The following is a 23,835-nucleotide window of genomic DNA, read 5'->3' as shown; positions in this document are numbered from 1 at the left end:
GGGTGGTCAAGCCAATTGCCCTGCCGCACTCGCCCACCCTGGCTGCCAGCCCCGACATTATGAACCAAACCGGCCCGACTGCCCCTTGGACTATAGGAAGGTATGCAAACGCTGATGCGCGTCGTCCTGTTCATCCAGCGGCAAATGCCGCTTGGCGCTCAGGTAGTGCAGGCTGAACACGTCCAGGTAAGCGTCCAGGGCCTGGGAGGCGCGCTGGTCGCCGGCCAGTTCCAGGCACATGGCCGCCACTTCCGCCGTGCAGAAGTGATCGTCACGTTTGGAACGACGCAGGCGATAGCGCGACATCTGCTCGGCCTCCAGGCTCAACACCGGGAAGCGGTCCAGGTAGGGGCTCTTGCGGAACATCTTGCGCGCCTCGGTCCAGGTGGCGTCGAGCAGGATGAACAACGGCCGCTTGCCGGGTTCGCGCACCACCTCGTTGACCACCCGCTCCTGGGCAACGAACTCGCCAGGGAAGACGATATAGGGCTGCCACTGGGGCTGTTCGAGCAGCGCCAGCAGGTTGTCGTCCACTGCAGTACGCTGCCAGCCGAAGGCCGAGGTGTCCTCGACCAGGTCGGCGATCAGCCAGCCGGTGTTGGTCGGCTTCAGTGGCTCGGTGTCGTGCATCAGCAGGCACACGCCCGACTCTGCCGGCACCCGGGGCTTCCAGGCGCACAGGCAATGGCTGGCAATGACCCGGCAATGCGGGCAACGGACGGCCCGTGAACCACGGGCAATGAACGGCTTGTTGCTGCGGGCCAGGCGTTCGGCGCGCAAGCGCGCTACCGCGTGGCTCATGCTGGCAGGCCTTTGAACAGGTTGAAAATGCACACTGCGACGGCTCGGATACACAAAACGCAAGTCTACCAGAGCAGGCGTCATTTGCCGTGCAGCGGGACGGGCTGGCCCCTTATAATCGACACTTTGGCGAGCCTGACACGCGCAAAAGCGCGCATCAGGGAACGCCACCTGCCGGCGCATGTCAAACCGCCAGTCATTGAACCAGGAGAGATACATGCTGCGTCTTATCGTCCCGACCCTGAGCCTTTTGCTCACCCTGCCCCTGGCGGCCCAGGCGGCGTCCAAACAGGACTACGACCTGAACAAGATGCTGCAGAAGGTCGCTACGGAAAGCAGCGTCGGCACGCCGCGCGCCATCAACGAAGACATCCTCGACCAAGGTTATACCGTCGAAGGCAAGGCGCTGGTCAACCACCTGAGCGTGCGCCAGAGCCACGCCGAGCGCATGCAGGCCAACCCCGAGCAAGTGCGCAGCCAGTTGGGCGACAGCGTCTGCCGTAACAGCGGCTTCCGCAATTTGATGTCCAAGGGCGCCGTCATGGTCTATCGCTTCACGGTCTACAAGACCAACCAGCCAGTCATGGACCAGGCATTTGACGCCGCCAGCTGCGTTGCTGGCAGCAAGAAGAAGTAAACCTAGACCACGGAGTGGTCATCAGGGGCGCGCCACTGCTCCTCCTCGGCATCGGCGCGCAACTCTGCCAGAAGCGCTTGCAGGTAGCGTGACTGGCACTCCAGCCCCGAAAGCCTGCGACGGCACTCTGCCTCAAGGCTCAGGTGATGCACCTGAGCTGCATGTTCCAGCTGCTGATACAGCTGCCGGTCCACTTCGATGGTCAAGCGATGCATACCGCCACCTCCTGCATCGATACGATTCGCTTTCCCAGTTAATCAAACCCTCACCCCCATAGGCTGCGCGCCGACGAGCGGCGTTCGCCATCACTTCGGCACGATCAGGCGCAACGGTCTAGATTGATAGCGAGAGCGCCAAAAAACGCCCAGATGGATTTTTGCCACTGCACCATGGCCTTGAAGGCCTACTGCAACGCTCGGGGTACACACTCGAGCCTGAGCAGCCAGCGACGCACGCAGTGTCGCGGCCGGGACACACCATCGACCCGGTCAGAGGTTTTGCTGCAGAAGGAGACGTTGAATGCCTTACCAACCCAACGAGCTGTTGTTCAATCACTTCAGGGACAACAACATCGACCTGAGCAAGATTGACGAACAGCTGCAACTGGTTGCACTAAACAGCCCCAACTTGCCGCTGTACCGGGACATGATGCTGACCATCCTGCGCATGGCCCACGACGACACGGATCGCTGGAGCGCCAAGATCACCCTGCAGGCGCTGCGCGAGCTTGATCATTCATTCCGCGCCCTTGAGCGCTACAAGGGCCGTCGCAAGGTCACGGTGTTCGGCTCGGCCCGAACCCCGCTGGAACACCCGATGTACGCCTTGGCCCGTGAACTGGGCGCCACCCTGGCACGCTCCGACCTGATGGTCATCACCGGCGCTGGCGGCGGCATCATGGCGGCAGCGCATGAAGGGGCCGGCAGCGATCACAGCCTGGGCTTCAACATCACCCTGCCGTTTGAACAGCATGCCAACCCCACGGTGGACGGCACCGACAAACTGCTGCCGTTCCACTTCTTCTTCATTCGCAAGCTGTTCTTCGTCAAGGAGGCTGATGGGCTGGTGCTCTGCCCTGGCGGCTTCGGCACGCTGGATGAAGCACTCGAAGTGCTCACGCTGATACAGACCGGCAAGAGCCCGCTGGTGCCGGTGGTGTTGCTTGACTCACCCGGGGGCACCTTCTGGCGCGACTGCCTCGACTTCATCAGCCGTCAGCTCGAAGAAAACCGCTACATCCTGCCCAGCGACCTCAAGCTGGTGCGCCTGGTGCACAGCGCCGATGAGGCGGTGGAGGAAATCAACCAGTTCTACAGCAACTACCACTCCAGCCGCTGGCTGAAAAACCAGTTCGTGATCCGCATGCATCACCCGCTCAGCGAGGCGGCGCTGTACGACATCCAGGAGGGCTTCGCCGATTTGCGCCTGAGCGGCAAATACCACCAGCACGCCGACAGCGGCGCGGAACACGAGGTGGGTAATTTCAGCCATCTGACCCGATTGTCGTTCGCCTTCAACGGCCGCGACCAGGGCCGCCTGCGCGAACTGGTGGACTTTATCAACCTGCCGGAAAACTGGGCCAAGCCTCAGCCTATGCACACGACTCAGCGGGCCAGGGAGGCGTTGAAGGTTAGTTGAGGCTTACAGCTACCTTGTGGGAGCGGGCTTGTCCCGCGAATGGGGCTACGCGGTGCATGGCACCGGCTTCGCCGGTGTTCGCGGGGCAAGCCCGCTCCCACGTGCGTCAATTTTTAGAAAATGCGCAAGACAGTTGCTCCCACCCGAACTGTGTAACCTCCAAGTCTAGCGGCGCACCTGTGGGGACTGGCGTGCCCTCGTTCACCGGCGAAGCCGGCTCTCACACCGTTTTAGTAGTCGTCGAGATCCCGACCACTGAGCAGGCGGCCGATCATTTCCAGGGAGAACCCACGGTAGGCAAGGAATCGGGTTTGCTGGGCACGGCTGCGGGGGTCATGCGGGCGTTGCCCGGCAAACTTGCGTTGCCAGACATCCATCAAACGCTGTGCCCAATCCACACCGCTTTCCCGTAACGCCTGATCGATATCGCCACGGTCCAGGCCACGCTGGCCCAGTTCTTCGCGTATACGCGCAGGGCCATAGCCGGAATTGGAGCGGTACCTGATGAAGCTTTCAAGGTAGCGGGCTTCGCTGAGCAGCCCTTCTTCGGCGAGCCGATCGAGCTCAGGCTCGATCATCTCATCCAGAGCGCCTCGCTGACGCAGTTTGCGCGTCAGCTCGACGCGACCATGCTCACGTCGCGCGAGCAGGTCCATGGCTGTCCGCCGAATGGCGACGGGGGTGTCGAGTACGGCGGACATAGTCGCTATCTACAACAGTGATCAATAACCGGCGTCGGCATCAGCCACGTCGTCGGCACTGGCTTCAGCAGCGGCAGCCTTGCCCGCTTCGGCGGCAGCACCGGCCTTGAGCAGCTTCTCGCGGATCTGCTTCTCGATCTCGGCACCAATGGCCGGGTTCTCAGCCAGGTATTTGGCGGCGTTGGCTTTGCCTTGGCCGATCTTGTTGCCCTGGTAGGCGTACCAGGCACCGGATTTCTCCACCAGACCCTGAGAAACACCCAGGTCGATGATTTCGCCGTTGCGGTAGATGCCCTTGCCGTAGAGGATCTGGAACTCGGCCTGACGGAACGGCGGCGAGACCTTGTTCTTGACGATCTTGACGCGGGTTTCGCTGCCGACCACTTCGTCGCCTTCCTTGACCGCGCCGGTACGGCGGATGTCCAGGCGCACAGAGGCGTAGAACTTCAGGGCGTTACCGCCGGTGGTGGTTTCCGGGCTGCCGAACATCACACCGATCTTCATACGGATCTGGTTGATGAAGATGACCAGGCAGTTGGCGTTCTTGATGTTACCGGTGATCTTGCGCAGCGCTTGGGACATCAGACGAGCCTGCAGGCCCACGTGCATGTCACCCATCTCGCCTTCGATCTCGGCCTTGGGCACCAAGGCTGCCACGGAGTCGACGATGATCACGTCGACCGCGTTGGAGCGCACCAGCATGTCGGTAATTTCCAGCGCCTGCTCACCGGTGTCTGGCTGCGACACCAGCAGGTCGTCGACATTGACGCCCAGCTTGCCGGCGTATTCCGGGTCGAGGGCGTGCTCGGCGTCGACGAAGGCGCAGGTGGCGCCGTTCTTCTGCGCTTCAGCGATGACCGACAGGGTCAGCGTGGTTTTACCCGAGGACTCCGGGCCGTAGATTTCGACGATACGGCCTTTTGGCAGGCCGCCAATGCCGAGGGCGATGTCCAGGCCCAGGGAACCGGTGGAGATAGCCGGAATGCCGGTGCGCTCGTGGTCGCCCATGCGCATGACTGCGCCTTTGCCGAATTGGCGTTCGATCTGACCCAGGGCCGCAGCCAAGGCGCGTTTCTTGTTGTCGTCCATTGAAACCCTCACGTGTTCGACTTGGCCCTGATGGCCGGAATACCTGTATAAGTAGCCAGTATTATTCCACAGCGAAGCGCGCGCGCAAACCCCTGTCGTCGATTTACTCGGCACCAAGCTGTAACAAGCCGTCTAACGCGGCGATCACCGTTTGTCGGCGCACCGCATCACGGTCGCCGTCGAACTGGCGGCGCTCGCTGAAGACACGGCTGCCATCGGCCCAGGCCAGCCACACGGTACCCACCGGTTTTGCCGGCGAGCCACCGTCCGGCCCGGCCACACCGCTCACCGCCACCGCAAAGCGCGCGCCGCTGGCCGCCTGCGCCCCCCGGGCCATGGCTTCGACCACCTCCTGGCTGACCGCACCCACCTGGCCGAACAGTACCGCGGGCACCCCCAGCTGGCGGGTCTTCTGGGCATTGGAGTAGGTCACGTACCCGGCCTCGAACCAGGCCGAACTGCCGGGGATGCGGGTAATGGCCTCGGCGATGCCACCGCCCGTGCAGGATTCGGCGGTGGTCACCTGGGCATTGAAGCGGCGCAGGTGCTCGCCCAGGCGGGCGGAAAGTGCGGTGATCGGGTCCATGTCAGGCTCCTTGAAGACTGCGCACTACCCTACCACCCCATGCGCGGCGCGGCTTCAGGAAACCTTCAGGCTATCGCGGGCAATGGCGCTGAACGCACGCTCGTCGCGCCGCCCAAGACGCGGTAGGCCGGCTGGCCAGCCCTGGGTCCAGTCCAGGCCACGCAAATGGCGCATGTCCTCAATCGCCGAACGCCACCAGACCACCTTGCAGGCGCGCTGGTAATCGTCGCTGCCGATGACACTGCCATATAAAAGCTTGCGGCCGACACCCCGGAGCTCTGGGGGCACGCGCGTAAGGCTCCACTTGACCGAAAGGCGGTTGAGCCAGGATGGCACCGGGCGATGCGCAGGCACCTTCAAGGCCAGGCCAGGCATCTTCGCCGTAAAGCGCTCGCCGTGGCGGGCGAAGAAAATTTCCAGAATGGCGTGGATGTACTGCTTCATCGCAAAGTAGTGGCTGATCACGCCACGCGCCTGGTTGATCTGCGCGCCCTGCAACTCGAACGAAAAGGCGATCTGCTCGATGGTGTGCAATTCACGGGCGTAAGGCGTCCACGCATCGATGCGCTGGATGGCACGTTCGGCAATGCCGGCATTCTCACGGGTGAAGCCCAGGACACCGCTGTTGCACAGCCGCAGGTCGTCGCTCGGCACTGCGCCCGCACGCGCAAGCCCTGCGCTGAAGCCGAGGTAGTCCTCACGGTGCGACGCCTCGGCCCAGCGCATCTCGACCTCGTCTACCAGGTACTGCCCGGCATCCACCTGGCCAAACAGCTTCAGCGGTGACTGCAGGAACACCGTGTCGGTGTCGATGAACACTGTCTTGTCCGCCCACTGCCCAGCTTGCGCAATGGCGCAGGCCTTGCGCCGATGGGTGTAGCCGCCCTCCCCGGTCCAGGCCTGCAGGGTCGCGTCATCCAGCGCGATCACCTCAACCGGCCAACCGGCGAACGCCTGCGGCTGGTCGGTCAACACACGAATCACCGGCAGCTCCGCCGGCTTGCAGCGCGCCAGGGCGGTGAGGATGCTGAGCTTGGCTTCCAGCTGGTAAATCCGCCGATCACCGTACAGGAGGTAGATCAATTGCTGCTTTACATAAGGGATACGGCTGGACAGGTTCATCACTACGTCACGGCTAGGGGCATTCAAAAAGGCCGCGCATTCTAGTGCAGTCAAGGACGAAGCTCCATGATGGCCCGCCGAACTGCGCGCACATGCCCCATTGCGGCCGCCTGCATCTGGATGAAAAAGCCTGTACCATTGCCGGTTTTACCATCGCCAACCAGATCACCCGCTGTAAGGCCCTGAATGTCAGATCTCTCCGCACACACCCCGATGATGCAGCAGTACTGGAAGCTGAAAAACCAGCACCCGGACCAGCTGATGTTCTACCGCATGGGCGATTTCTACGAGATCTTCTACGAAGATGCGAAGAAAGCCGCAAAACTGCTGGATATCACCCTGACCGCGCGCGGCCAGTCGGCCGGCCAGTCCATCCCCATGTGCGGCATTCCGTTCCATTCGCTGGAAGGCTACCTGGCCAAACTGGTCAAGCTCGGCGAATCGGTGGTGATCTGCGAACAGATTGGCGACCCGGCAACCAGCAAGGGCCCGGTGGAGCGCCAGGTGGTGCGCATCATCACCCCCGGCACGGTCAGCGACGAAGCACTGCTCGACGAGCGCCGCGACAACCTGATTGCCGCGCTGCTGGGCGATGAGCGCCTGTTTGGCCTGGCGGTACTGGACATCACCAGTGGCAACTTCGGCGTGCAAGAGATCAAAGGCTGGGAAAACCTGCTGGCCGAGCTCGACCGCCTCAACCCGGTCGAACTGTTGATCCCCGACGACTGGCCACGCGACCTGCCGGCCGAAAAACGCCCTGGCGCGCGCCGCCGCGCCCCGTGGGACTTCGACCGCGACTCGGCGCGCAAGGCCCTGTGCCAGCAATTCGCGACCAAGGACCTCAAAGGCTTTGGCTGCGACAAGCTGACCCTGGCCATCGGCGCCGCCGGATGCCTGCTGACCTACGCCAAGGAAACCCAGCGCACCGCCCTGCCGCACCTGCGCAGCCTGCGCCACGAGCGCCTGGACGACACGGTCATCCTGGATGGCGCCAGCCGCCGCAACCTGGAGCTGGACGTCAACCTGGCGGGCGGGCGCGACAATACCCTGCAGTCGGTGATCGACCGCTGCCAGACCGCCATGGCCAGCCGCTTGCTGACCCGCTGGCTGAACCGCCCACTGCGTGACCTCAAAGTCCTGCAGGCGCGCCAGGATTCGATCCGTTGCCTGCTCGACGGCTACCGTTTCGAAAAACTGCAGCCGCAGCTCAAGGAAATTGGCGATATCGAGCGGATCCTCGCCCGTATCGGCCTGCGCAATGCCCGCCCACGCGACCTCGCACGCCTGCGTGATGCCCTCGGCGCCCTGCCCGAGCTGCAAAACGCCATGGCCGAGCTGGAAGCCCCGCACCTGGCGCGCCTGGCCGCCATTACCGGCACCTACCCAGAGCTGGCCAGCCTGCTGGAGCGGGCGATCATCGACAACCCGCCCGCGGTAATCCGTGATGGCGGCGTGCTCAAGGCCGGCTACGACAATGAGCTGGACGAGTTGCTGGCGATCAGCGAGAACGCTGGCCAGTTCCTGATCGACCTGGAAGCCCGTGAAAAAGCCCGTACCGGCCTGGCCAATCTCAAGGTCGGCTACAACCGCGTGCATGGCTACTTCATCGAGCTGCCGACCAAGCAGGCCGAACAAGCCCCGGGCGACTACATTCGCCGCCAGACCCTCAAGGGTGCGGAGCGCTTCATCACCCCAGAGCTCAAGGCGTTCGAGGACAAGGCACTGTCGGCCAAGAGCCGCGCCCTGGCCCGCGAGAAGATGCTTTACGATGCCCTGCTCGAAACCCTGATCAGCCACCTGGCACCGCTGCAAGACAGCGCCGCCGCCCTGGCCGAACTGGACGTGCTGAGCAACCTCGCCGAGCGTGCCCTGAACCTCGACCTGAACTGCCCTCGCTTCGTCGACGAGCCGTGCTTGCGCATCGACCAGGGCCGTCACCCGGTGGTCGAGCAGGTGCTGACCACGCCGTTCGTGGCCAACGACCTGAACCTGGACAACAGCACCCGCATGCTGATCATTACCGGCCCGAACATGGGCGGTAAATCTACCTACATGCGCCAGACCGCCTTGATCGTGCTGATGGCGCACATCGGCAGTTTCGTGCCGGCAGCCCAGTGCGAGCTGTCGCTGGTCGACCGCATCTTCACCCGCATCGGCTCCAGTGACGACCTGGCCGGCGGGCGCTCGACCTTCATGGTCGAGATGAGTGAAACCGCCAACATTCTGCACAACGCCACCGACCGCAGCCTGGTGCTGATGGACGAAGTCGGCCGCGGCACCAGCACCTTCGATGGCCTGTCGCTGGCCTGGGCCGCCGCCGAGCGCCTGGCCCAGTTGCGTGCTTACACGCTGTTCGCCACGCACTACTTCGAGCTCACTGTACTGCCGGAAAACGAGCCGTTGGTGGCCAACGTGCACCTGAACGCCACCGAGCACAACGAGCGCATCGTCTTCCTGCACCATGTGCTGCCAGGCCCTGCCAGCCAAAGCTACGGCCTGGCCGTGGCCCAACTGGCCGGCGTGCCCACACCGGTCATTCAGCGCGCCCGCGAGCACCTGGGCCGCCTGGAAACCGCGAGCCTGCCGCACGAGCAGCCGTTGGGCAAGCAGGCCAAGGATGAGCCACACGTCCCGCACCAGAGCGATCTGTTCGCCAGCCTGCCACACCCGGCCATCGAGAAGCTGGGCAAGCTGGACCTGGACGACATGACCCCGCGCCAAGCTATCGAAATGCTATATCAACTAAAGAACCTGTTATAACGGCGCCCACTACAAGCTGGTAGAATCCGCCGCGGTTTGCTGGTGCTGCAGGTTATTAGCCTGGCCTGCAGCCACATACCCGTAAACCGCGCGGCCCCGAGAGGAAGGGCCGCCGCCGTCGCCTGAGGAGAGAACTAGAAATGACCTTCGTCGTCACCGACAACTGCATCAAATGCAAATACACCGACTGCGTGGAAGTCTGTCCGGTGGACTGCTTCTACGAAGGCCCGAACTTCCTGGTCATCCACCCGGACGAGTGCATCGACTGCGCACTATGCGAGCCGGAATGCCCAGCGCAAGCCATCTTCTCGGAAGACGAAGTGCCATCGGGCATGGAAAACTTCATCGAGCTGAACGCCGAACTGGCGGAAATCTGGCCAAACATCACCGAGCGTAAGGACGCCCTGCCGGACGCTGAAGAGTGGGATGGCAAGACTGGCAAGATTGCAGATCTGGAGCGCTGATAGCGCGCGGATACGAAAAAGGCCCATTCGGGCCTTTTTTCATTTTCAGCAGGCAAAAAAAGGGGCGGTATGACCCGCCCACATTTTTTCCGTAGTCCCTGATTGTCCCAAACATCATCCTGATGAAATCGCTTCTTGCGATGTCCTTGGCCTTCTCCCTGAAAGCCTGTGCATGTCCGTGTGCACAGTTCGAATACTAGCGACTTCAGCGGGCGAGACAACCGAGGCACCTCTCAAGATATTACCGCGGACACTTTTCCTCACATCCAAATAATCCATGATTTTCAGTGAGTTAGGATTACGGCGGAGCTGAAAACGACAATGATTTACTGTTGGTTGCATAGATAGCTTACAAAACAAGTAAGCGATCTCTTACACGCGATGTTACTGGGGTGGCGCGGTACACAAATGCTGGATGGCGAATCTGCGTTTCTGACCCGTGCATCACCCCAGGGGGGCGCGTTTACAGGGAGGCGCGTTATTCTGGCTGCACCGCGCACACAAAAACGCCCCGAGGCTATCGGGGCGTCTTATGCTGGCGAACAGCTTGTTACTGGAACAACGACTCGCTAGACAGGCCATTCTTCTCGAGGATCTCGCGCAAGCGCTTGAGCCCCTCTACCTGGATCTGCCGTACACGCTCACGCGTCAGGCCGATCTCCAGGCCAACATCTTCCAGGGTGCTGCTCTCATGCCCGCGCAGGCCAAAGCGGCGCACCACCACCTCACGCTGCTTGTCGGTCAGCTCACCCAGCCACTGATCGATGCTCTGCGAAAGGTCGTCGTCCTGCAGCAGCTCACACGGGTCGGTCGGGCGGTCATCGGTAAGGGTATCGAGCAGGGTCTTGTCCGAGTCCGGCCCGAGCGAAACATCCACCGAAGACACCCGCTCGTTCAGCCCCAGCATCCGCTTGACCTCAGCGACAGGCTTCTCAAGCAGGGTGGCGATTTCTTCTGGCGAGGGCTCGTGATCGAGCTTCTGGGTCAGCTCCCGCGCAGCGCGCAGGTAGACGTTGAGCTCCTTGACCACATGGATCGGCAGGCGAATGGTACGGGTCTGGTTCATGATCGCCCTTTCGATGGTCTGGCGAATCCACCAGGTCGCATAGGTCGAGAAACGGAAACCACGTTCCGGGTCGAATTTCTCGACCGCACGAATCAACCCCAGGTTGCCCTCCTCGATCAGGTCGAGCAACGACAGGCCACGGTTTACATAACGTCGGGCAATTTTCACAACCAGGCGCAGGTTGCTTTCGATCATGCGCTTGCGGCCGGCGGGGTCGCCTTTTTGCGACAGGCGCGCAAAATGCACTTCCTCTTCTGGCGACAGCAGAGGCGAGAATCCAATCTCATTGAGGTACAACTGAGTAGCATCAAGTGCCCGAGTGTAATCGATGTACTTGTGCTGCTTGAGCGAAGAGCCGGTCTTGGCCCTTGTCCGAACCGAAGATACAGCAGGTTCGTCTGACACCACATCCGTTTCCAAAACGATGCCCGTCTCCATCAGGAGGACGTCATCGTCGATGTCAAACTCCGGCGCTTCTTTATTGAGAGCCATTGTTATAGTCCTTTGCTGAGTTCGAACTCAGACTCGAGCGGCACCTGTATCCCTGGCAGCGCTGGAGCCTGTCCCCTCTACATCAGAGGAACAGGCCAGGTACAACAATCAACGACGTGGCAGGAACTGGAGCGGATCGACGGGTTTGCCCTGGCGGCGAATCTCGAAATGCAGCTTCACCCGATCAGTGCCCGTGGACCCCATTTCAGCAATCGACTGCCCAGCCTTGACCTGCTGCCCCTCCCGAACCAACAGCCTGCGGTTGTGACCGTAGGCACTGACGTAGGTATCGCTGTGCTTGATGATGATCAGCTCGCCGTAGCCCCGCAAGCCACTCCCGGCGTAGACCACTGCACCATCAGACGCAGCAAAAACAGGCTGTCCCAAATCACCGGCGATATCAATGCCTTTATTCAAACTACCGTTTGAAGCAAATTTTCCAATTAGCACGCCATTGGCCGGCCAGGTCCAACCGCCTACCGCGCGCTCTGCGGCCGGCACGGTGGCGACCACCGGCGCACTGGTTGTCGGGGCCGTTGTAGCCGGCTTGGTGCTACCGCTGGGGGCGGTGCTGGTGCTACCAACGGGGCGACGAATGACCGTGGTTTTGCTCGAGGACGAAGGGTTGGACACCACCGTGGTGCTACCCGTGGCGCCGCTGCTGAAGCGAATCGGCTGGCCAGGGCGAATGGTGTAAGGCGCCGGGATGCCGTTGCGGGCGGCCAGCTCCTTGTAGTCCCAGCCGTAACGGAAGGCGATGGAGAACAACGTATCGCCCGGCTTGACGATGTACTGACCGGAAGTCACCGTCGGCCGCTTGGGCGCTGCATTGTTACGGTCGACCACCCGCGCGCTTGTCGAGCTGGTGCTGGAACAACCCGCCAGCAAGGTGCCCATGGCCAGTGCAATCACCAGAAGCTTGAAACCCGCCCAATCCTTGCGCTGCCGAATGACTGTGTGACCCACCCGCGCTCCCCTCATGGTGCCGAATACCGAAATAACGATAAGAAATGCAATATTGTTGCAATTATAACCGAGCCCACCTGTATTGGGTGGACGGCTGCAAAGGCCACTCGTGCTATAGCAGATCACCCCGCCAGATAGACAGGGCAATGGCGCAAGAATTCGTCGCTGGCGTAAATATTCCGTGGATCAGGCCAGCGGGCCATTGAGCAATGGCACGAAGCGCACAGCGCCTAGCACACGCCGGGAGAACCCATGCTCCTCTCGCACGATCAGCATCAACTGCTGTGTCTCGCCTGCCGGGCCCACCGGAATCACCATACGCCCGCCCGGCGCCAGTTGATCAAGCAGTGCCTGTGGCACCTCGGGCGCCACCGCGGTGACGATGATGCCGTTGTAGGGCGCCAGCGCCTGCCAGCCCTCGCAACCATCGCCCCAGCGAAACACCACGTTACGCAGGTTCAGCTCTACCAGGCGCTCCTTGGCGCGATCCTGCAGCACCTTGATGCGCTCCACCGAGAACACCCGCTCCACCAGCTGGGCAAGTATCGCCGTCTGGTAGCCGGAGCCCGTGCCGATCTCCAGCACCTTGTCGAGCGGCCCGGCCTCAAGCAGCAGCTCGCTCATGTGCGCAACCATGAACGGCTGCGAGATGGTCTGGTTGTGGCCGATCGGCAGCGCCGTGTCTTCATAGGCGCGATGCGCCAGGGCCTCGTCGACGAACAGGTGGCGCGGGGTGCGGCGGATCGCGTCGAGCACCTTGGGGTTCGCCACGCCTTCTTCGCACAGGCGCTGGATCAGCCGCTCCCGGGTCCGTTGGGAGGTCATGCCGATACCCCGGCGCAACATATCGTCCTCACGCATCAGAGCAGGCCCTCCAGCCAACCGTCGAGCTGTTCGAAAGCATCGTTGAAGGTGCGGTCAAGCTGCAGCGGTGTGATCGATACATAGCCTTGCATCACCGCGTGGAAGTCCGTGCCCGGGCCACCGTCTTCGGCATCGCCGGCCACGGCGATCCAGTACCCCTCCTTGCCGCGCGGGTTGACCACCTTGGTCGGCGCCGCCGCCCGCGCCCGGTGACCGAGACGGGTGAGCTGGATGCCGCGGATGTGCTCCAACGGCAGGTTGGGGATATTGACGTTGAGCACGGTGCGCGGCGGCAGTGTGAGACGCGACTGCGCCTCCACCAGCCGGCGGGCGATGTAGGCCGCCGTGGGCAGGTTGTCCGGCTGGCGCGAGAGCAACGAAAACGCCAGCGACGTGTTGCCCAAAAAGCGGCCTTCCAACGCAGCGGCGACGGTGCCCGAATACAGCACGTCGTCGCCCAGGTTCGCGCCCAGGTTGATCCCCGACACCACCATGTCTGGGGTCTGCGGCAACAGGCCATTGAGCCCCAGGTGCACGCAATCGGTGGGCGTGCCATTGAGGCTGATGAAACCGTTGGCCAGGGTCTGCGGATGCAGCGGCCGGTCCAGCGTCAGCGAACTGCTGGCGCCGCTCTTGTCTTGCTCCGGGGCGATTACCACGCACTCGGCATAATCCACCAGCGCAGCGTGCAGCGCGGCGAGGCCAGGTGCGGTAACACCGTCGTCGTTCGAAATCAGAATACGCATGGGCTGTCCGTCTGCCCTGCCGACACCAGATCCACGACTTCGCGCACCACCACGGTGGCGAAGCATCCGGCCGGAAGGACGAATTCCAGTTGCAGGATATCAGGCTCGGGATAATGCCACGTCAGGCCGCCAATAGGGAGCCGCAGAATGCGCCGTTCGTGATCCATGCCCGCCTGGGCCAGCCAATGGCACAGTGCCGGCTGCCGCGCGGCAACTGCGCTTTCCAACGCGGCAGTGACGCCTGCGGCGGGGGTTTCGCCCTCGCCCCACAGCGCACCGGTGGGATGCAGGTCGAGAATCGCCAAGCGCGGATCGGAACATTCCTGCTCGGTCGCCGGAAAGAAACTACGGCTATCGGTGAAGGCCAGCAGGTCCCCGACTTGCGCACGGGCCCAACTGCCGTCGGCAACACGGGCGGCGAGAATCTGGTTGAACAGGTAGCTGCGCCCTGCGGAAAGCAAACGCGAACGCACATTGCGTTGCTCTGGCAGTGCCTTCCGGGCCGCCCAGTCGAGCGCGTCATGGACATTACCGCCGCCATGGCCAAACCGCTGGCTGCCGAAGTAGTTCGGCACGCCGTGCTGCTTGAGCGCCTCCAGGCGCGCGTCCAGTGCAGCGTGATCAGCCGCCAGGGCCGTCAGGCGCAGGGTGAAGCCGTTGGCCGAATGCGCGCCACGCTGCAGCTTGCGCTGGTGACGCACCTGCTTGAGCACGCGCAGGCTGGCATCCTCGGCACGCGACAGGTCCGGGTCGGCCTTGCCGGGCAGGTGCAGGCTGAACCACTGACGGGTCAGGGCCTGGCGGTCCTTGAGGCCGGCATAGCTGATCGAACGGGCCGGGACGCCTGCGGCGCGGGCCAGTCGGCGGGCCGCTTCTTCAGTGTTGAGGTCACGTTTTTCGACCCACAGCCATAGGTGCTCACCCTGGCCCGACAGCGGGATATCCAGCACCTCGTCGACCTGGAAGTCTTCAGCCACGGCCTTGAGCACCGCAGTGCCCAGCGCTTCACCCGATGCACGCGGGCCCAGCAGTTCCAGTTCGGTCATGCTGGCAGCAACAGGGCGACCGCATGCACGGCAATCCCCTCCTCACGGCCGGTGAAGCCCAGCTTTTCAGTGGTGGTCGCTTTGACGTTGACCTGGTCGAGCTCAGCTTGCAGGTCTTCGGCGATCAGTTGGCGCATGGTCTCGATGTGCGGCGCCATCTTCGGCGCCTGGGCAACGATGGTGGCGTCGACATTGCCCACCTTCCAGCCCTTGGCCTGGACGATAGCGACCACATGACGCAGCAAGGCACGGCTATCGGCACCCTTGAACTGCGGGTCGGTGTCGGGGAAGTGCTTGCCGATATCACCCAGCGCCGCAGCGCCCAGCAAGGCATCGCTCAGGGCGTGCAGCAGCACGTCACCGTCGGAGTGGGCCAGGAGGCCGTGTTTGTGGGGGATACGGACCCCGCCCAGGGTAATGAAATCACCGTCGCAGAAACGGTGCACATCGTAGCCGTGGCCAATACGCATAGAAAAACGCCCTGATTGAGTCAGGGCGTGATTCTACCTGCTTTGTGCGGTATTGGGGCTGCGCCTTACACCCGGCCCAGCGCCTTCGCATGATGGCGCACGTGGTCTTCGATGAAGCTGGCGATGAAGTAGTAGCTATGGTCATAGCCAGGCTGCAGGCGCAGGGTCAGTGCATGCCCCCCTTTGCGCGCGGCCTGCTCCAGTGCCTCAGGCTTGAGCTGCTTCTCGAGGAAGTCATCACGGTCGCCCTGGTCCACCAGCAACGGCGGGCAGCTGCCCGCGGGTGTCTCGGCCAGCAGCACGCTGGCATCCCACTCGCGCCAACGCGCACGGTCCTCGCCCAGGTAGCGGCTGAAGGCCTTTTCACCCCACGGGCAGTCCATCGGGTTGCTGATCGGCGAGAACGCCGAGATCGAACGGTAGCGCCCCGGGTTACGCAAGGCGCACACCAATGCGCCATGCCCGCCCATCGAGTGGCCACTGATGCTGCGCTGGTCCGAGGCCGGGAAGTGCGCCTCGATCAGCGCGGGCAACTCCTCTACCACGTAGTCATGCATGCGGTAGTGCTGCGCCCACGGTTGCTGGGTGGCATTGAGGTAGAAGCCGGCCCCCAGGCCAAAGTCCCAGGCGCCATCCGGGTCGCCCGGCACCTGCTCGCCACGCGGGCTGGTGTCGGGCGCAACGATGATCAACCCAAGCTCGGCGGCCAGGCGCTGGGCGCCGGCCTTCTGCATGAAGTTCTCGTCGGTGCAGGTCAGGCCGCTCAGCCAGTACAGCACCGGCAGCTTGGCCCCCTGTTCGGCCTGAGGAGGCAGATACACCGCGAACACCATGTCGCAGCCGAGCACCTTGGACGGGTGCCGGTACCGCTTGTGCCAGCCGCCGAAGCTTTTCTGGCAAGAAATGTTGTCCAGGCTCATGGCAGACCTCAGAAGTGGATCACGCTGCGGATGCTCTTGCCTTCATGCATCAGGTCGAAGGCCTTGTTGATGTCTTCCAGGCCCATGGTGTGGGTGATGAAGGTGTCCAGCGGGATCTCGCCCTTCTCGGCCATTTCGACATAGCTTGGCAGCTCGCTGCGGCCGCGTACGCCACCGAACGCCGAGCCGCGCCAGACGCGACCGGTGACCAGCTGGAACGGACGGGTGGCGATTTCCTGGCCAGCACCGGCAACGCCGATGATGACCGACTCGCCCCACCCTTTGTGGCAGCATTCTAGGGCCGCACGCATCAGCTGGACGTTGCCGATGCACTCGAAGGAGAAGTCCACGCCGCCGTCGGTGAGGTCGACGATCACTTCCTGGATCGGGCGGTCGTATTCTTTCGGGTTGATGCAATCGGTGGCACCCAGCTGACGAGCGATCTCGAACTTGGCTGGGTTGATGTCGATGGCGATGATGCGCGAGGCCTTGGCCTTGACGGCGCCAATGATCGCCGACAGGCCGATGCCGCCGAGGCCGAAGATGGCCACGGTGTCACCCGGCTGGACCTTGGCGGTGTTGATGACCGCACCGATACCGGTGGTGACGCCACAGCCGAGCAGGCAGACCTTCTCCAGCGGGGCTTCCTTTTGGATCTTGGCCACGGAGATTTCTGGCAGCACGGTGTACTCGGAGAAGGTCGAGGTGCCCATGTAGTGGAACAGCTGCTGGCCTTTATAAGAGAAGCGCGTGGTGCCGTCTGGCATCAGGCCCTTGCCCTGGGTCGCACGGATGGCCTGGCACAGGTTGGTCTTGCCCGAACGGCAGAATTTGCACTGGCCGCACTCAGGGGTGTACAGCGGGATCACATGGTCACCCACGGCCACCGAGGTCACGCCCTCGCCCACTGCCTCGACGATCGCGCCGCCTTCGTGGCCAAGGATCGACGGGAAGATACCCTCCGGGTCGGCGCCGGACAGGGTGTAGGCGTCGGTATGGCAGACACCGCTGGCAACCACGCGCAGCAGCACTTCGCCGGCCTTGGGCATGGCCACGTCCACTTCGACGATTTCCAGGGGTTTCTTGGCTTCGAAGGCTACGGCAGCACGGGACTTGATCATCAACGTTCTCCAGACAAGGGGTCAATTCAGTCTTGCAGTGTAATTCAGGGTGTTTTGATGAATAATCCAGGCAAAGACAAAACATTATTGCTGCACAGGGACAATCAATGAGTAGCCGCTGGGAAGGCATCGACGAATTCGTGGCGGTGGCCGAGTCTGGCCAGTTCACCGCGGCGGCGGAGCGCCTGGGCGTATCGTCTTCGCACATCAGCCGGCAGATCGCCCGCCTGGAAGAACGCCTGCAGACGCGGCTGCTGTACCGCAGCACCCGGCGCGTCACCCTGAGTGAGGCCGGGCAGACCTTCCTGCAGCATTGCCAACGCCTGCAAGATGGCCGTGAAGAAGCCCTGCGGGCGATGGGCGACCTGGCCAGCGAGCCCAAGGGGCTGCTGCGCATGACCTGTGCGGTGGCCTATGGCGAGCGTTTCATCGTGCCGCTGGTGACGCGCTTCATGGCGCTGTACCCGCAGTTGAGGGTGGAAGTGGAACTGAGCAACCGCACGCTGGACCTGCTGCATGAAGGCATGGACCTGGCCATTCGCCTCGGCCGGCTTGCCGACTCCAGGCTGGTTGCCGCCCGCCTAGCACCGCGGCGCATGTACCTGTGCGCCTCACCGGCGTATCTGGAGCGTTACGGCCGGCCGCACAGCCTGTCGGAACTGGCGCGGCACAACTGCCTGATTGGCAGTTCGGACTTGTGGGCACTGCAGCAGGATGGCCGCGAGATCAGCCAGCGGGTGCAGGGAAACTGGCGCTGCAACAGCGGGCAGGCCGTGCTCGACGCCGCGTTGCTGGGGATGGGCTTGTGCCAGTTGCCGGACTATTACGTGCTGGAGCACCTGAACACGGGGGCACTGGTATCGCTGCTGGAGGGGCATCAGCCGCCGAATACGGCGGTGTGGGCGTTGTACCCGCAGCAGCGGCATCTTTCGCCGAAGGTAAGGCGACTGGTGGATTATCTGAAGGAAGGGTTGGCGGGGTTGCCGGAGTATCGTGTGGCTTGATAGTGCACTGGGGCCGCTTTGCGGCCCTTTCGCGGCACAAGGCCGCTCCTACAAGAGATCGCAATTCCCTGTAGGAGCGGGCTTGCCCGCGAAAGGGCCAGCACAGGATTACAGTGTCAGCGGCGCCCCGCCCAGCGCTGGCGCAACCACTCAAGGTCTTCCGGCCGGGTCACCTTGATGTTATCGCTGCGCCCTTCGATCAGCCGCGGCGCCTGGCCGGACCACTCGATGGCCGAAGCCTCGTCGGTGACCACCACATCCGACACCAGGCACTCGGCCAACGCGCGGTGCAAGGCCCCCAGGCGGAACATCTGCGGCGTATACGCCTGCCAGATGGTGCTGCGGTCTACGGTAGCGCTCACCCGGCCATGGCTGTCGGCACGCTTCAACGTATCGCGCGCCGGTACCGCCAACAGGCCACCCACCGGGTCATCTGCCAGCTCCGACAGCAGCTTGTCCAGGTCACTGCGCGCCAGGTTCGGCCGCGCGGCATCGTGCACCAGCACCCAGTCGCTGTCCGAAGCCCCTTGGGCATGCAGCAACAGCAACGCATTGAGTACCGAGTCGGCACGCTCGCGACCGCCCGCCGCGCGCTGGATGCGCGGGTCGCTGGCACAGCGCAGGCCGGGCCAGTAAGGGTCGTCTGCGGTAATGCTGACCACCACGCCCTTGAGCGTTGGATGGCCAAGAAAACAGTCGAGGCTATGCTCGAGAAGGGTCTGCCCACCCAGTTGCAAGTACTGCTTGGGGCGGTCGGCAGCCATGCGGGCACCCACGCCCGCAGCAGGAATCACGGCCCAGAAGGCCGGTAATGTGTCAGTCATTTTTGCGGCAACTGGAAGAGGGTTTCACCCTCTTTGACCATCCCCAATTCATGACGAGCCCGTTCTTCCACGGTCTCCATACCTTTCTTCAACTCCAGGACTTCTGCATCAAGCACGCGGTTACGCTCAAGCAGACGCTCGTTTTCGGCGTGCTGCTCGGCGATCTGCTGCTTGAGCTCGGTCACTTGCGCCAGGCTGCCATTGCCCACCCACAGGCGGTACTGCAGGCCACCCAACAGCAGAAGCAGAACGAGGAACAACCAATAGGGACTGCGCATCAAGGTATCCAGGTTAAAAAGACCGCCGCTTACTGTTCACTTCGGGGCCTCGAATAGCACGAAGCCTGGCCGAGGCCAGGCTTCGTCGACAGAAACCCTTTGCAAGTGTAGGAAAATTCAGTACGAAAGCTCCTACAGCTACGGCTGCTGTCTTTTTACCATCTCTTGCTTAACCGCGAAACTCGGCACGACCACGGTAAACCGCCTTGGCACCCAGTTGCTCTTCGATGCGCAGCAGTTGGTTGTACTTGGAGACGCGGTCGGAACGGCACAGCGAGCCGGTCTTGATCTGGCCAGCAGCGGTGCCTACAGCCAGGTCGGCAATGGTCGAGTCTTCGGTTTCACCGGAACGGTGCGAAATCACCGCGGTGTAGCCTGCAGCCTTGGCCATCTGGATGGCTTCCAGGGTCTCGGTCAGCGAGCCGATCTGGTTGAACTTGATCAGGATCGAGTTACCGATGCCCTTCTCGATGCCTTCCTTGAGGATCTTGGTGTTGGTCACGAACAGGTCGTCACCGACCAGTTGCACCTTCTCGCCGATCTTGTCGGTGAGGATCTTCCAGCCAGCCCAGTCGGACTCGTCCAAGCCGTCTTCGATCGAGATGATCGGGAAGCGCTCGGTCAGGCCTTTCAGGTACTCGGCAAAGCCTTCGGCGTCGAACGACTTGCCTTCGCCAGACAGGTTGTACTTGCCGTCTTCATAGAACTCGGACGCTGCGCAGTCCAGGGCCAGTGTCACGTCGGTGCCCAGCTTGTAGCCGGCCTTTTCAACGGCTTCGGCGATGGCGGCCAGCGCGTCTTCGTTAGACGCCAGGTTCGGCGCAAAGCCACCTTCGTCACCGACGGCAGTGTTCAGGCCGCGAGCCTTCAGTACAGCCTTCAGGTGATGGAAGATTTCGGTGCCCATGCGCAGGCCATCGGAGAAGGTCTTGGCGCCAACCGGCTGCACCATGAACTCTTGGATGTCGACGTTATTGTCGGCGTGCTCGCCACCGTTGATGATGTTCATCATCGGAACCGGCATCGAGTACTGGCCCGGGGTGCCGTTCAGGTTGGCGATGTGCGCGTACAGCGGCAGGTCCTGGTCCTGGGCAGCGGCCTTGGCGGCAGCCAGGGAAACAGCCAGGATGGCGTTGGCGCCCAGCTTGGCTTTGTTCTCGGTACCGTCCAGGTCGATCATGGCGCGGTCCAGAGCCTTCTGGTCGGAAGGGTCCTTGCCCAGCAGCAGGTCGCGAATCGGGCCGTTGATGTTGGCGACGGCTTTCAGCACGCCCTTGCCCAGGTAACGGCTCTTGTCGCCATCACGCAGCTCCAGCGCTTCGCGCGAGCCGGTGGAAGCACCGGACGGCGCGCAAGCACTGCCGATGATGCCGTTGTCGAGCAGTACATCGGCTTCCACGGTGGGGTTGCCACGCGAATCGAGAACTTCACGACCTTTGATGTCGACGATTTTTGCCATTGTTGTAAGCACTCCAGAATTGACGAAAACAACGCAGCTTAGGAAATCCTTGCACTTCATCAGGCGGGGTATGCAGCAGGCAGGCCTGATGAAAGCGCTCCCTGACCGTTTGGTCAGGGAGAGAACGGGCGGTACTTTACCCGAGAAATGAGCTTTACGCGGTTTCTACCGTCGGAAAACTTTTCACCAGCTCGTCCAGTTGCTTGAGCTGGGTCAGGAACGGCTCCAGCTTGTCCAGGCGCAAGGCGCAAGGGCCATCGCACTTGGCATTGTCCGGATCAGGGTGAGCCTCGAGGAACAGGCCGGCCAGGCCTTGGCTCATGCCAGCCTTGGCCAGGTCGGTGACCTGGGCACGACGGCCACCGGCAGAGTCCGAGCGACCGCCCGGCATCTGCAGGGCATGGGTCACGTCGAAGAAGACCGGGTACTCGAACTGCTTCATGATGCCGAAGCCGAGCATGTCCACCACCAGGTTGTTGTAGCCGAAGCTCGAACCACGCTCGCAGAGGATCAACTGGTCGTTACCCGCCTCTTCGCACTTGGCCAGGATGTGTTGCATCTCCTGGGGCGCGAGGAACTGGGCCTTCTTGATGTTGATCACCACGCCGGTCTTGGCCATGGCCACCACCAGGTCAGTCTGGCGCGACAGGAAGGCCGGCAACTGGATAATGTCGCAGACCTTGGCCACCGGCTCGGCCTGGTAAGGCTCGTGCACGTCGGTGATCACCGGCACGTTGAAGGTGCGCTTGATCTCCTCGAAGATCTTCAGCCCCTCTTCCATGCCTGGGCCACGGTAGGACGTCACCGACGAACGGTTAGCCTTGTCGAAGCTGGCCTTGAACACATACGGGATACCGAGCTTCTCGGTGACCCGCACGTACTCTTCGCAGACCTTCATTGCCAGGTCACGGGATTCCAGGACGTTCATGCCGCCGAACAGGACGAACGGCTTGTCGTTGGCGATCTCGATGTTACCGACGCGAATGATCTTCTGGGTCATTGATCAGGCCTTGTTCTTCTGAGCCAGGGCTGCCTTGACGAAACCACTGAACAGCGGGTGGCCGTCACGCGGGGTCGAGGTGAACTCTGGGTGGAACTGGCAAGCGACGAACCATGGGTGGTCCTTGGACTCGACCACCTCAACCAGCGCGCCGTCTTCGGAACGACCGGAAACCACCAGGCCAGCATCGACCAGTTGTGGCAGCAGGTTGTTGTTCACTTCGTAGCGGTGACGGTGACGCTCGGTGATCACGTCCTTGCCGTAGCAATCGTGAACCTTGGAGCCCGAGACGATCTGGCAGTCCTGCGCGCCCAGGCGCATGGTGCCGCCCAGGTCGGAAGCTTCGGTACGGGTCTCGACGGCGCCGGTAGAATCGGCCCACTCGGTGATCAGGCCGACAACCGGGTGGCCGCTGTTGCGGTCGAACTCGGTGGAGTTGGCGTCTTTCCAGCCCATCACGTTACGGGCGAACTCGATCACGGCAACTTGCATGCCCAGGCAGATACCCAGGTAAGGCACTTTGTTCTCACGGGCGTATTGCACCGCAGTGATCTTGCCTTCGACACCGCGCAGGCCGAAACCGCCCGGTACCAGAATGGCGTCGGCGCCTTCGAGCAGGCTGGTGCCTTGGTTCTCGATGTCTTCAGAATCGATGTAGCGCAGGTTGACCTTGGTACGGTTGGTGATGCCGGCGTGGCTCATCGCTTCGATCAGCGACTTGTACGCATCCAGCAGCTCCATGTACTTGCCGACCATGGCGATGGTCACTTCGTGCTCTGGGTTGAGCTTGGCATCGACGACCTTGTCCCACTCGGACAGGTCGGCGCTGTCGCACTGCAGGCCGAAGCGCTCGGTGACGAAGTCATCCAGGCCCTGGGCATGCAACACGCCCGGGATCTTGTAGATGGTGTCGACGTCTTCGAGCGAAATGACCGCACGCTCTTCAACGTTGGTGAACAGGGCGATCTTGCGGCGCGACGAGGCATCGACCGGGTGGTCGGAGCGGCAGATCAGCACGTCAGGCTGCAGGCCGATGGAGCGCAGCTCCTTGACCGAGTGCTGGGTCGGCTTGGTCTTGGTTTCGCCTGCGGTAGCGATGTACGGGACCAGGGTCAGGTGCATCAGCATGGCGCGCTTGGAGCCCACTTCGACGCGCAGCTGGCGGATGGCCTCGAGGAACGGCTGCGACTCGATGTCGCCGACCGTACCGCCGATTTCAACCAGGGCCACGTCGGCATCGCCGGCGCCCTTGATGATGCGACGTTTGATTTCGTCGGTTATGTGCGGGATGACCTGGATGGTCGCGCCCAGGTAGTCACCACGGCGCTCCTTGCGCAGCACGTGCTCGTAGATACGGCCGGTGGTGAAGTTGTTGTTCTGGGTCATGGTCGTGCGGATGAACCGCTCGTAGTGGCCCAGGTCAAGGTCAGTCTCGGCGCCGTCCTGGGTGACGAAGACTTCACCGTGCTGGAACGGACTCATGGTGCCAGGATCGACGTTGATGTACGGATCCAGCTTGAGCATGGTGACCTTGAGTCCCCGCGCTTCCAGGATGGCCGCCAGGGAAGCCGAGGCAATGCCTTTCCCCAATGAAGAAACAACACCGCCCGTGACGAATATGTAGCGCGTCATGAAAAACCCTAGAAGTCTGCGTTAAGGCGGCCAGCGCCGCCGGAGAAAGCGAAGGAAGGCCGAAGCCCCCGATCACCTGCGTCAATCACAGTGCATCTCGAAAAACTGCCGCGTCTGTACAAACCAGGGTATCCCCGGCATGGAGCTCG

The 23,835-nt window shown here is 62.5% G+C and carries 24 protein-coding genes; 5 read left to right on the top strand and 19 right to left on the bottom strand.

The genetic code is table 11. The features are described 5' to 3' along the window. Positions 1-90 precede the first annotated feature (90 nt). Entirely contained in the window at positions 91-801 is a 711-nt protein-coding gene (locus D886_RS0121285) for a tRNA-uridine aminocarboxypropyltransferase (protein WP_027595830.1), read from the bottom strand. A 217-nt stretch (positions 802-1,018) separates the two neighbouring features. On the opposite strand from D886_RS0121285, the gene D886_RS0121280 reads away from it, so the two are divergent. After that, the gene (locus tag D886_RS0121280; RefSeq protein ID WP_027595829.1) at positions 1,019-1,438 is read left to right on the top strand and encodes a quorum-sensing-regulated virulence factor family protein; all 420 of its coding nucleotides are present in this window, start codon (positions 1,019-1,021) and stop codon (positions 1,436-1,438) included. Positions 1,439-1,440: 2 nt separating this feature from the next. Here D886_RS0121280 and D886_RS0121275 read toward each other — a convergent pair whose 3' ends face one another. Next, entirely contained in the window at positions 1,441-1,653 is a 213-nt protein-coding gene (locus tag D886_RS0121275; RefSeq protein WP_027595828.1) for a hypothetical protein, read from the bottom strand. Between the two features lie 304 nt (positions 1,654-1,957). On the opposite strand from D886_RS0121275, the gene D886_RS0121270 reads away from it, so the two are divergent. Beyond that, a complete protein-coding gene (locus D886_RS0121270) occupies positions 1,958-3,076 on the top strand; it encodes an LOG family protein (protein ID WP_027595827.1) in 1,119 nt (372 codons plus the stop codon). 230 nt (positions 3,077-3,306) lie between these two features. On the opposite strand, the gene recX is transcribed toward D886_RS0121270, so the two are convergent. The 4 genes from recX to D886_RS0121250 form a co-directional block, all read right to left on the bottom strand. Beyond that, on the bottom strand, positions 3,307-3,777 hold the full coding sequence (gene recX / locus D886_RS0121265) for a recombination regulator RecX (RefSeq protein WP_027595826.1): 471 nt from the start codon (positions 3,775-3,777) through the stop codon (positions 3,307-3,309). 21 nt (positions 3,778-3,798) lie between these two features. Further along, positions 3,799-4,866, bottom strand: a complete 1,068-nt coding sequence (gene recA, locus D886_RS0121260; protein WP_027595825.1) for a recombinase RecA — start codon at positions 4,864-4,866, stop codon at positions 3,799-3,801. A 103-nt stretch (positions 4,867-4,969) separates the two neighbouring features. After that, positions 4,970-5,452 carry a CinA family protein gene (locus D886_RS0121255; protein ID WP_027595824.1) on the bottom strand — a complete coding sequence of 161 codons (483 nt, stop codon included), beginning with the start codon at positions 5,450-5,452 and terminating at the stop codon, positions 4,970-4,972. A gap of 54 nt (positions 5,453-5,506) precedes the next feature. After that, on the bottom strand, positions 5,507-6,628 hold the full coding sequence (locus D886_RS0121250) for a hypothetical protein (RefSeq protein ID WP_256215248.1): 1,122 nt from the start codon (positions 6,626-6,628) through the stop codon (positions 5,507-5,509). 132 nt (positions 6,629-6,760) lie between these two features. Between D886_RS0121250 and mutS the strand changes: the two genes are divergently transcribed. Continuing rightward, positions 6,761-9,334 (top strand): DNA mismatch repair protein MutS, encoded by a 2,574-nt coding sequence (gene mutS / locus D886_RS0121245; RefSeq protein ID WP_027595822.1) that lies wholly within the window; start codon positions 6,761-6,763, stop codon positions 9,332-9,334. 140 nt (positions 9,335-9,474) lie between these two features. Then, positions 9,475-9,798: a ferredoxin FdxA gene (gene fdxA / locus D886_RS0121240; RefSeq protein WP_027595821.1), complete on the top strand. Its 324-nt coding sequence runs from the start codon at positions 9,475-9,477 to the stop codon at positions 9,796-9,798. Between the two features lie 550 nt (positions 9,799-10,348). On the opposite strand, the gene rpoS is transcribed toward fdxA, so the two are convergent. The 8 genes from rpoS to D886_RS0121200 form a co-directional block, all read right to left on the bottom strand. Further along, positions 10,349-11,356, bottom strand: a complete 1,008-nt coding sequence (rpoS, locus tag D886_RS0121235; protein ID WP_027595820.1) for an RNA polymerase sigma factor RpoS — start codon at positions 11,354-11,356, stop codon at positions 10,349-10,351. Between the two features lie 108 nt (positions 11,357-11,464). Next, positions 11,465-12,322 (bottom strand): peptidoglycan DD-metalloendopeptidase family protein, encoded by an 858-nt coding sequence (locus D886_RS0121230; RefSeq protein ID WP_027595819.1) that lies wholly within the window; start codon positions 12,320-12,322, stop codon positions 11,465-11,467. A 186-nt stretch (positions 12,323-12,508) separates the two neighbouring features. Continuing rightward, positions 12,509-13,147 carry a protein-L-isoaspartate(D-aspartate) O-methyltransferase gene (locus D886_RS0121225; protein ID WP_172960402.1) on the bottom strand — a complete coding sequence of 213 codons (639 nt, stop codon included), beginning with the start codon at positions 13,145-13,147 and terminating at the stop codon, positions 12,509-12,511. Between the two features lie 35 nt (positions 13,148-13,182). Beyond that, complete coding sequence (surE, locus tag D886_RS0121220; RefSeq protein WP_027595817.1) at positions 13,183-13,932, bottom strand: 5'/3'-nucleotidase SurE; 750 nt, start codon at positions 13,930-13,932, stop codon at positions 13,183-13,185. After that, positions 13,920-14,978, bottom strand: coding sequence for a tRNA pseudouridine(13) synthase TruD (truD, locus tag D886_RS0121215; RefSeq protein WP_027595816.1), 1,059 nt, complete (start codon positions 14,976-14,978; stop codon positions 13,920-13,922). Before truD ends, surE begins: the two co-directional genes overlap by 13 nt. Then, positions 14,975-15,448 (bottom strand): 2-C-methyl-D-erythritol 2,4-cyclodiphosphate synthase, encoded by a 474-nt coding sequence (ispF, locus tag D886_RS0121210; protein WP_027595815.1) that lies wholly within the window; start codon positions 15,446-15,448, stop codon positions 14,975-14,977. The genes truD and ispF overlap by 4 nt, the downstream gene beginning before the upstream one ends. A gap of 65 nt (positions 15,449-15,513) precedes the next feature. After that, positions 15,514-16,368 (bottom strand): S-formylglutathione hydrolase, encoded by an 855-nt coding sequence (gene fghA, locus D886_RS0121205; RefSeq protein WP_027595814.1) that lies wholly within the window; start codon positions 16,366-16,368, stop codon positions 15,514-15,516. A gap of 8 nt (positions 16,369-16,376) precedes the next feature. Next, positions 16,377-17,489 (bottom strand): S-(hydroxymethyl)glutathione dehydrogenase/class III alcohol dehydrogenase, encoded by a 1,113-nt coding sequence (locus tag D886_RS0121200; protein ID WP_027595813.1) that lies wholly within the window; start codon positions 17,487-17,489, stop codon positions 16,377-16,379. A 107-nt stretch (positions 17,490-17,596) separates the two neighbouring features. Between D886_RS0121200 and D886_RS0121195 the strand changes: the two genes are divergently transcribed. Further along, positions 17,597-18,493, top strand: a complete 897-nt coding sequence (locus tag D886_RS0121195) for a LysR substrate-binding domain-containing protein (protein WP_027595812.1) — start codon at positions 17,597-17,599, stop codon at positions 18,491-18,493. A 116-nt stretch (positions 18,494-18,609) separates the two neighbouring features. Here the strand turns inward: D886_RS0121195 and ispD are convergent, their stop codons facing one another. From ispD to D886_RS0121170, 5 genes are all read right to left on the bottom strand, one after another. Continuing rightward, entirely contained in the window at positions 18,610-19,317 is a 708-nt protein-coding gene (gene ispD, locus D886_RS0121190; RefSeq protein WP_027595811.1) for a 2-C-methyl-D-erythritol 4-phosphate cytidylyltransferase, read from the bottom strand. Then, on the bottom strand, positions 19,314-19,595 hold the full coding sequence (ftsB, locus tag D886_RS0121185; protein WP_004375443.1) for a cell division protein FtsB: 282 nt from the start codon (positions 19,593-19,595) through the stop codon (positions 19,314-19,316). Before ftsB ends, ispD begins: the two co-directional genes overlap by 4 nt. A 169-nt stretch (positions 19,596-19,764) precedes the next feature. After that, positions 19,765-21,054, bottom strand: a complete 1,290-nt coding sequence (eno, locus tag D886_RS0121180; protein WP_027595810.1) for a phosphopyruvate hydratase — start codon at positions 21,052-21,054, stop codon at positions 19,765-19,767. A 154-nt stretch (positions 21,055-21,208) separates the two neighbouring features. After that, the gene (kdsA, locus tag D886_RS0121175; protein ID WP_027595809.1) at positions 21,209-22,054 is read right to left on the bottom strand and encodes a 3-deoxy-8-phosphooctulonate synthase; all 846 of its coding nucleotides are present in this window, start codon (positions 22,052-22,054) and stop codon (positions 21,209-21,211) included. Between the two features lie 3 nt (positions 22,055-22,057). Beyond that, on the bottom strand, positions 22,058-23,686 hold the full coding sequence (locus D886_RS0121170; RefSeq protein ID WP_027595808.1) for a CTP synthase: 1,629 nt from the start codon (positions 23,684-23,686) through the stop codon (positions 22,058-22,060). Between the last annotated feature and the right edge of the window lie 149 nt (positions 23,687-23,835).

The organism is Pseudomonas sp. LAIL14HWK12:I7 (assembly GCF_000483465.1).
GTDB classification, from domain to species: Bacteria; Pseudomonadota; Gammaproteobacteria; order Pseudomonadales; family Pseudomonadaceae; genus Aquipseudomonas; species Aquipseudomonas kermanshahensis.
The sequence above is the reverse complement of the archived record's forward strand: the minus strand, read 5'-3'. Positions and strand labels throughout refer to the sequence as shown.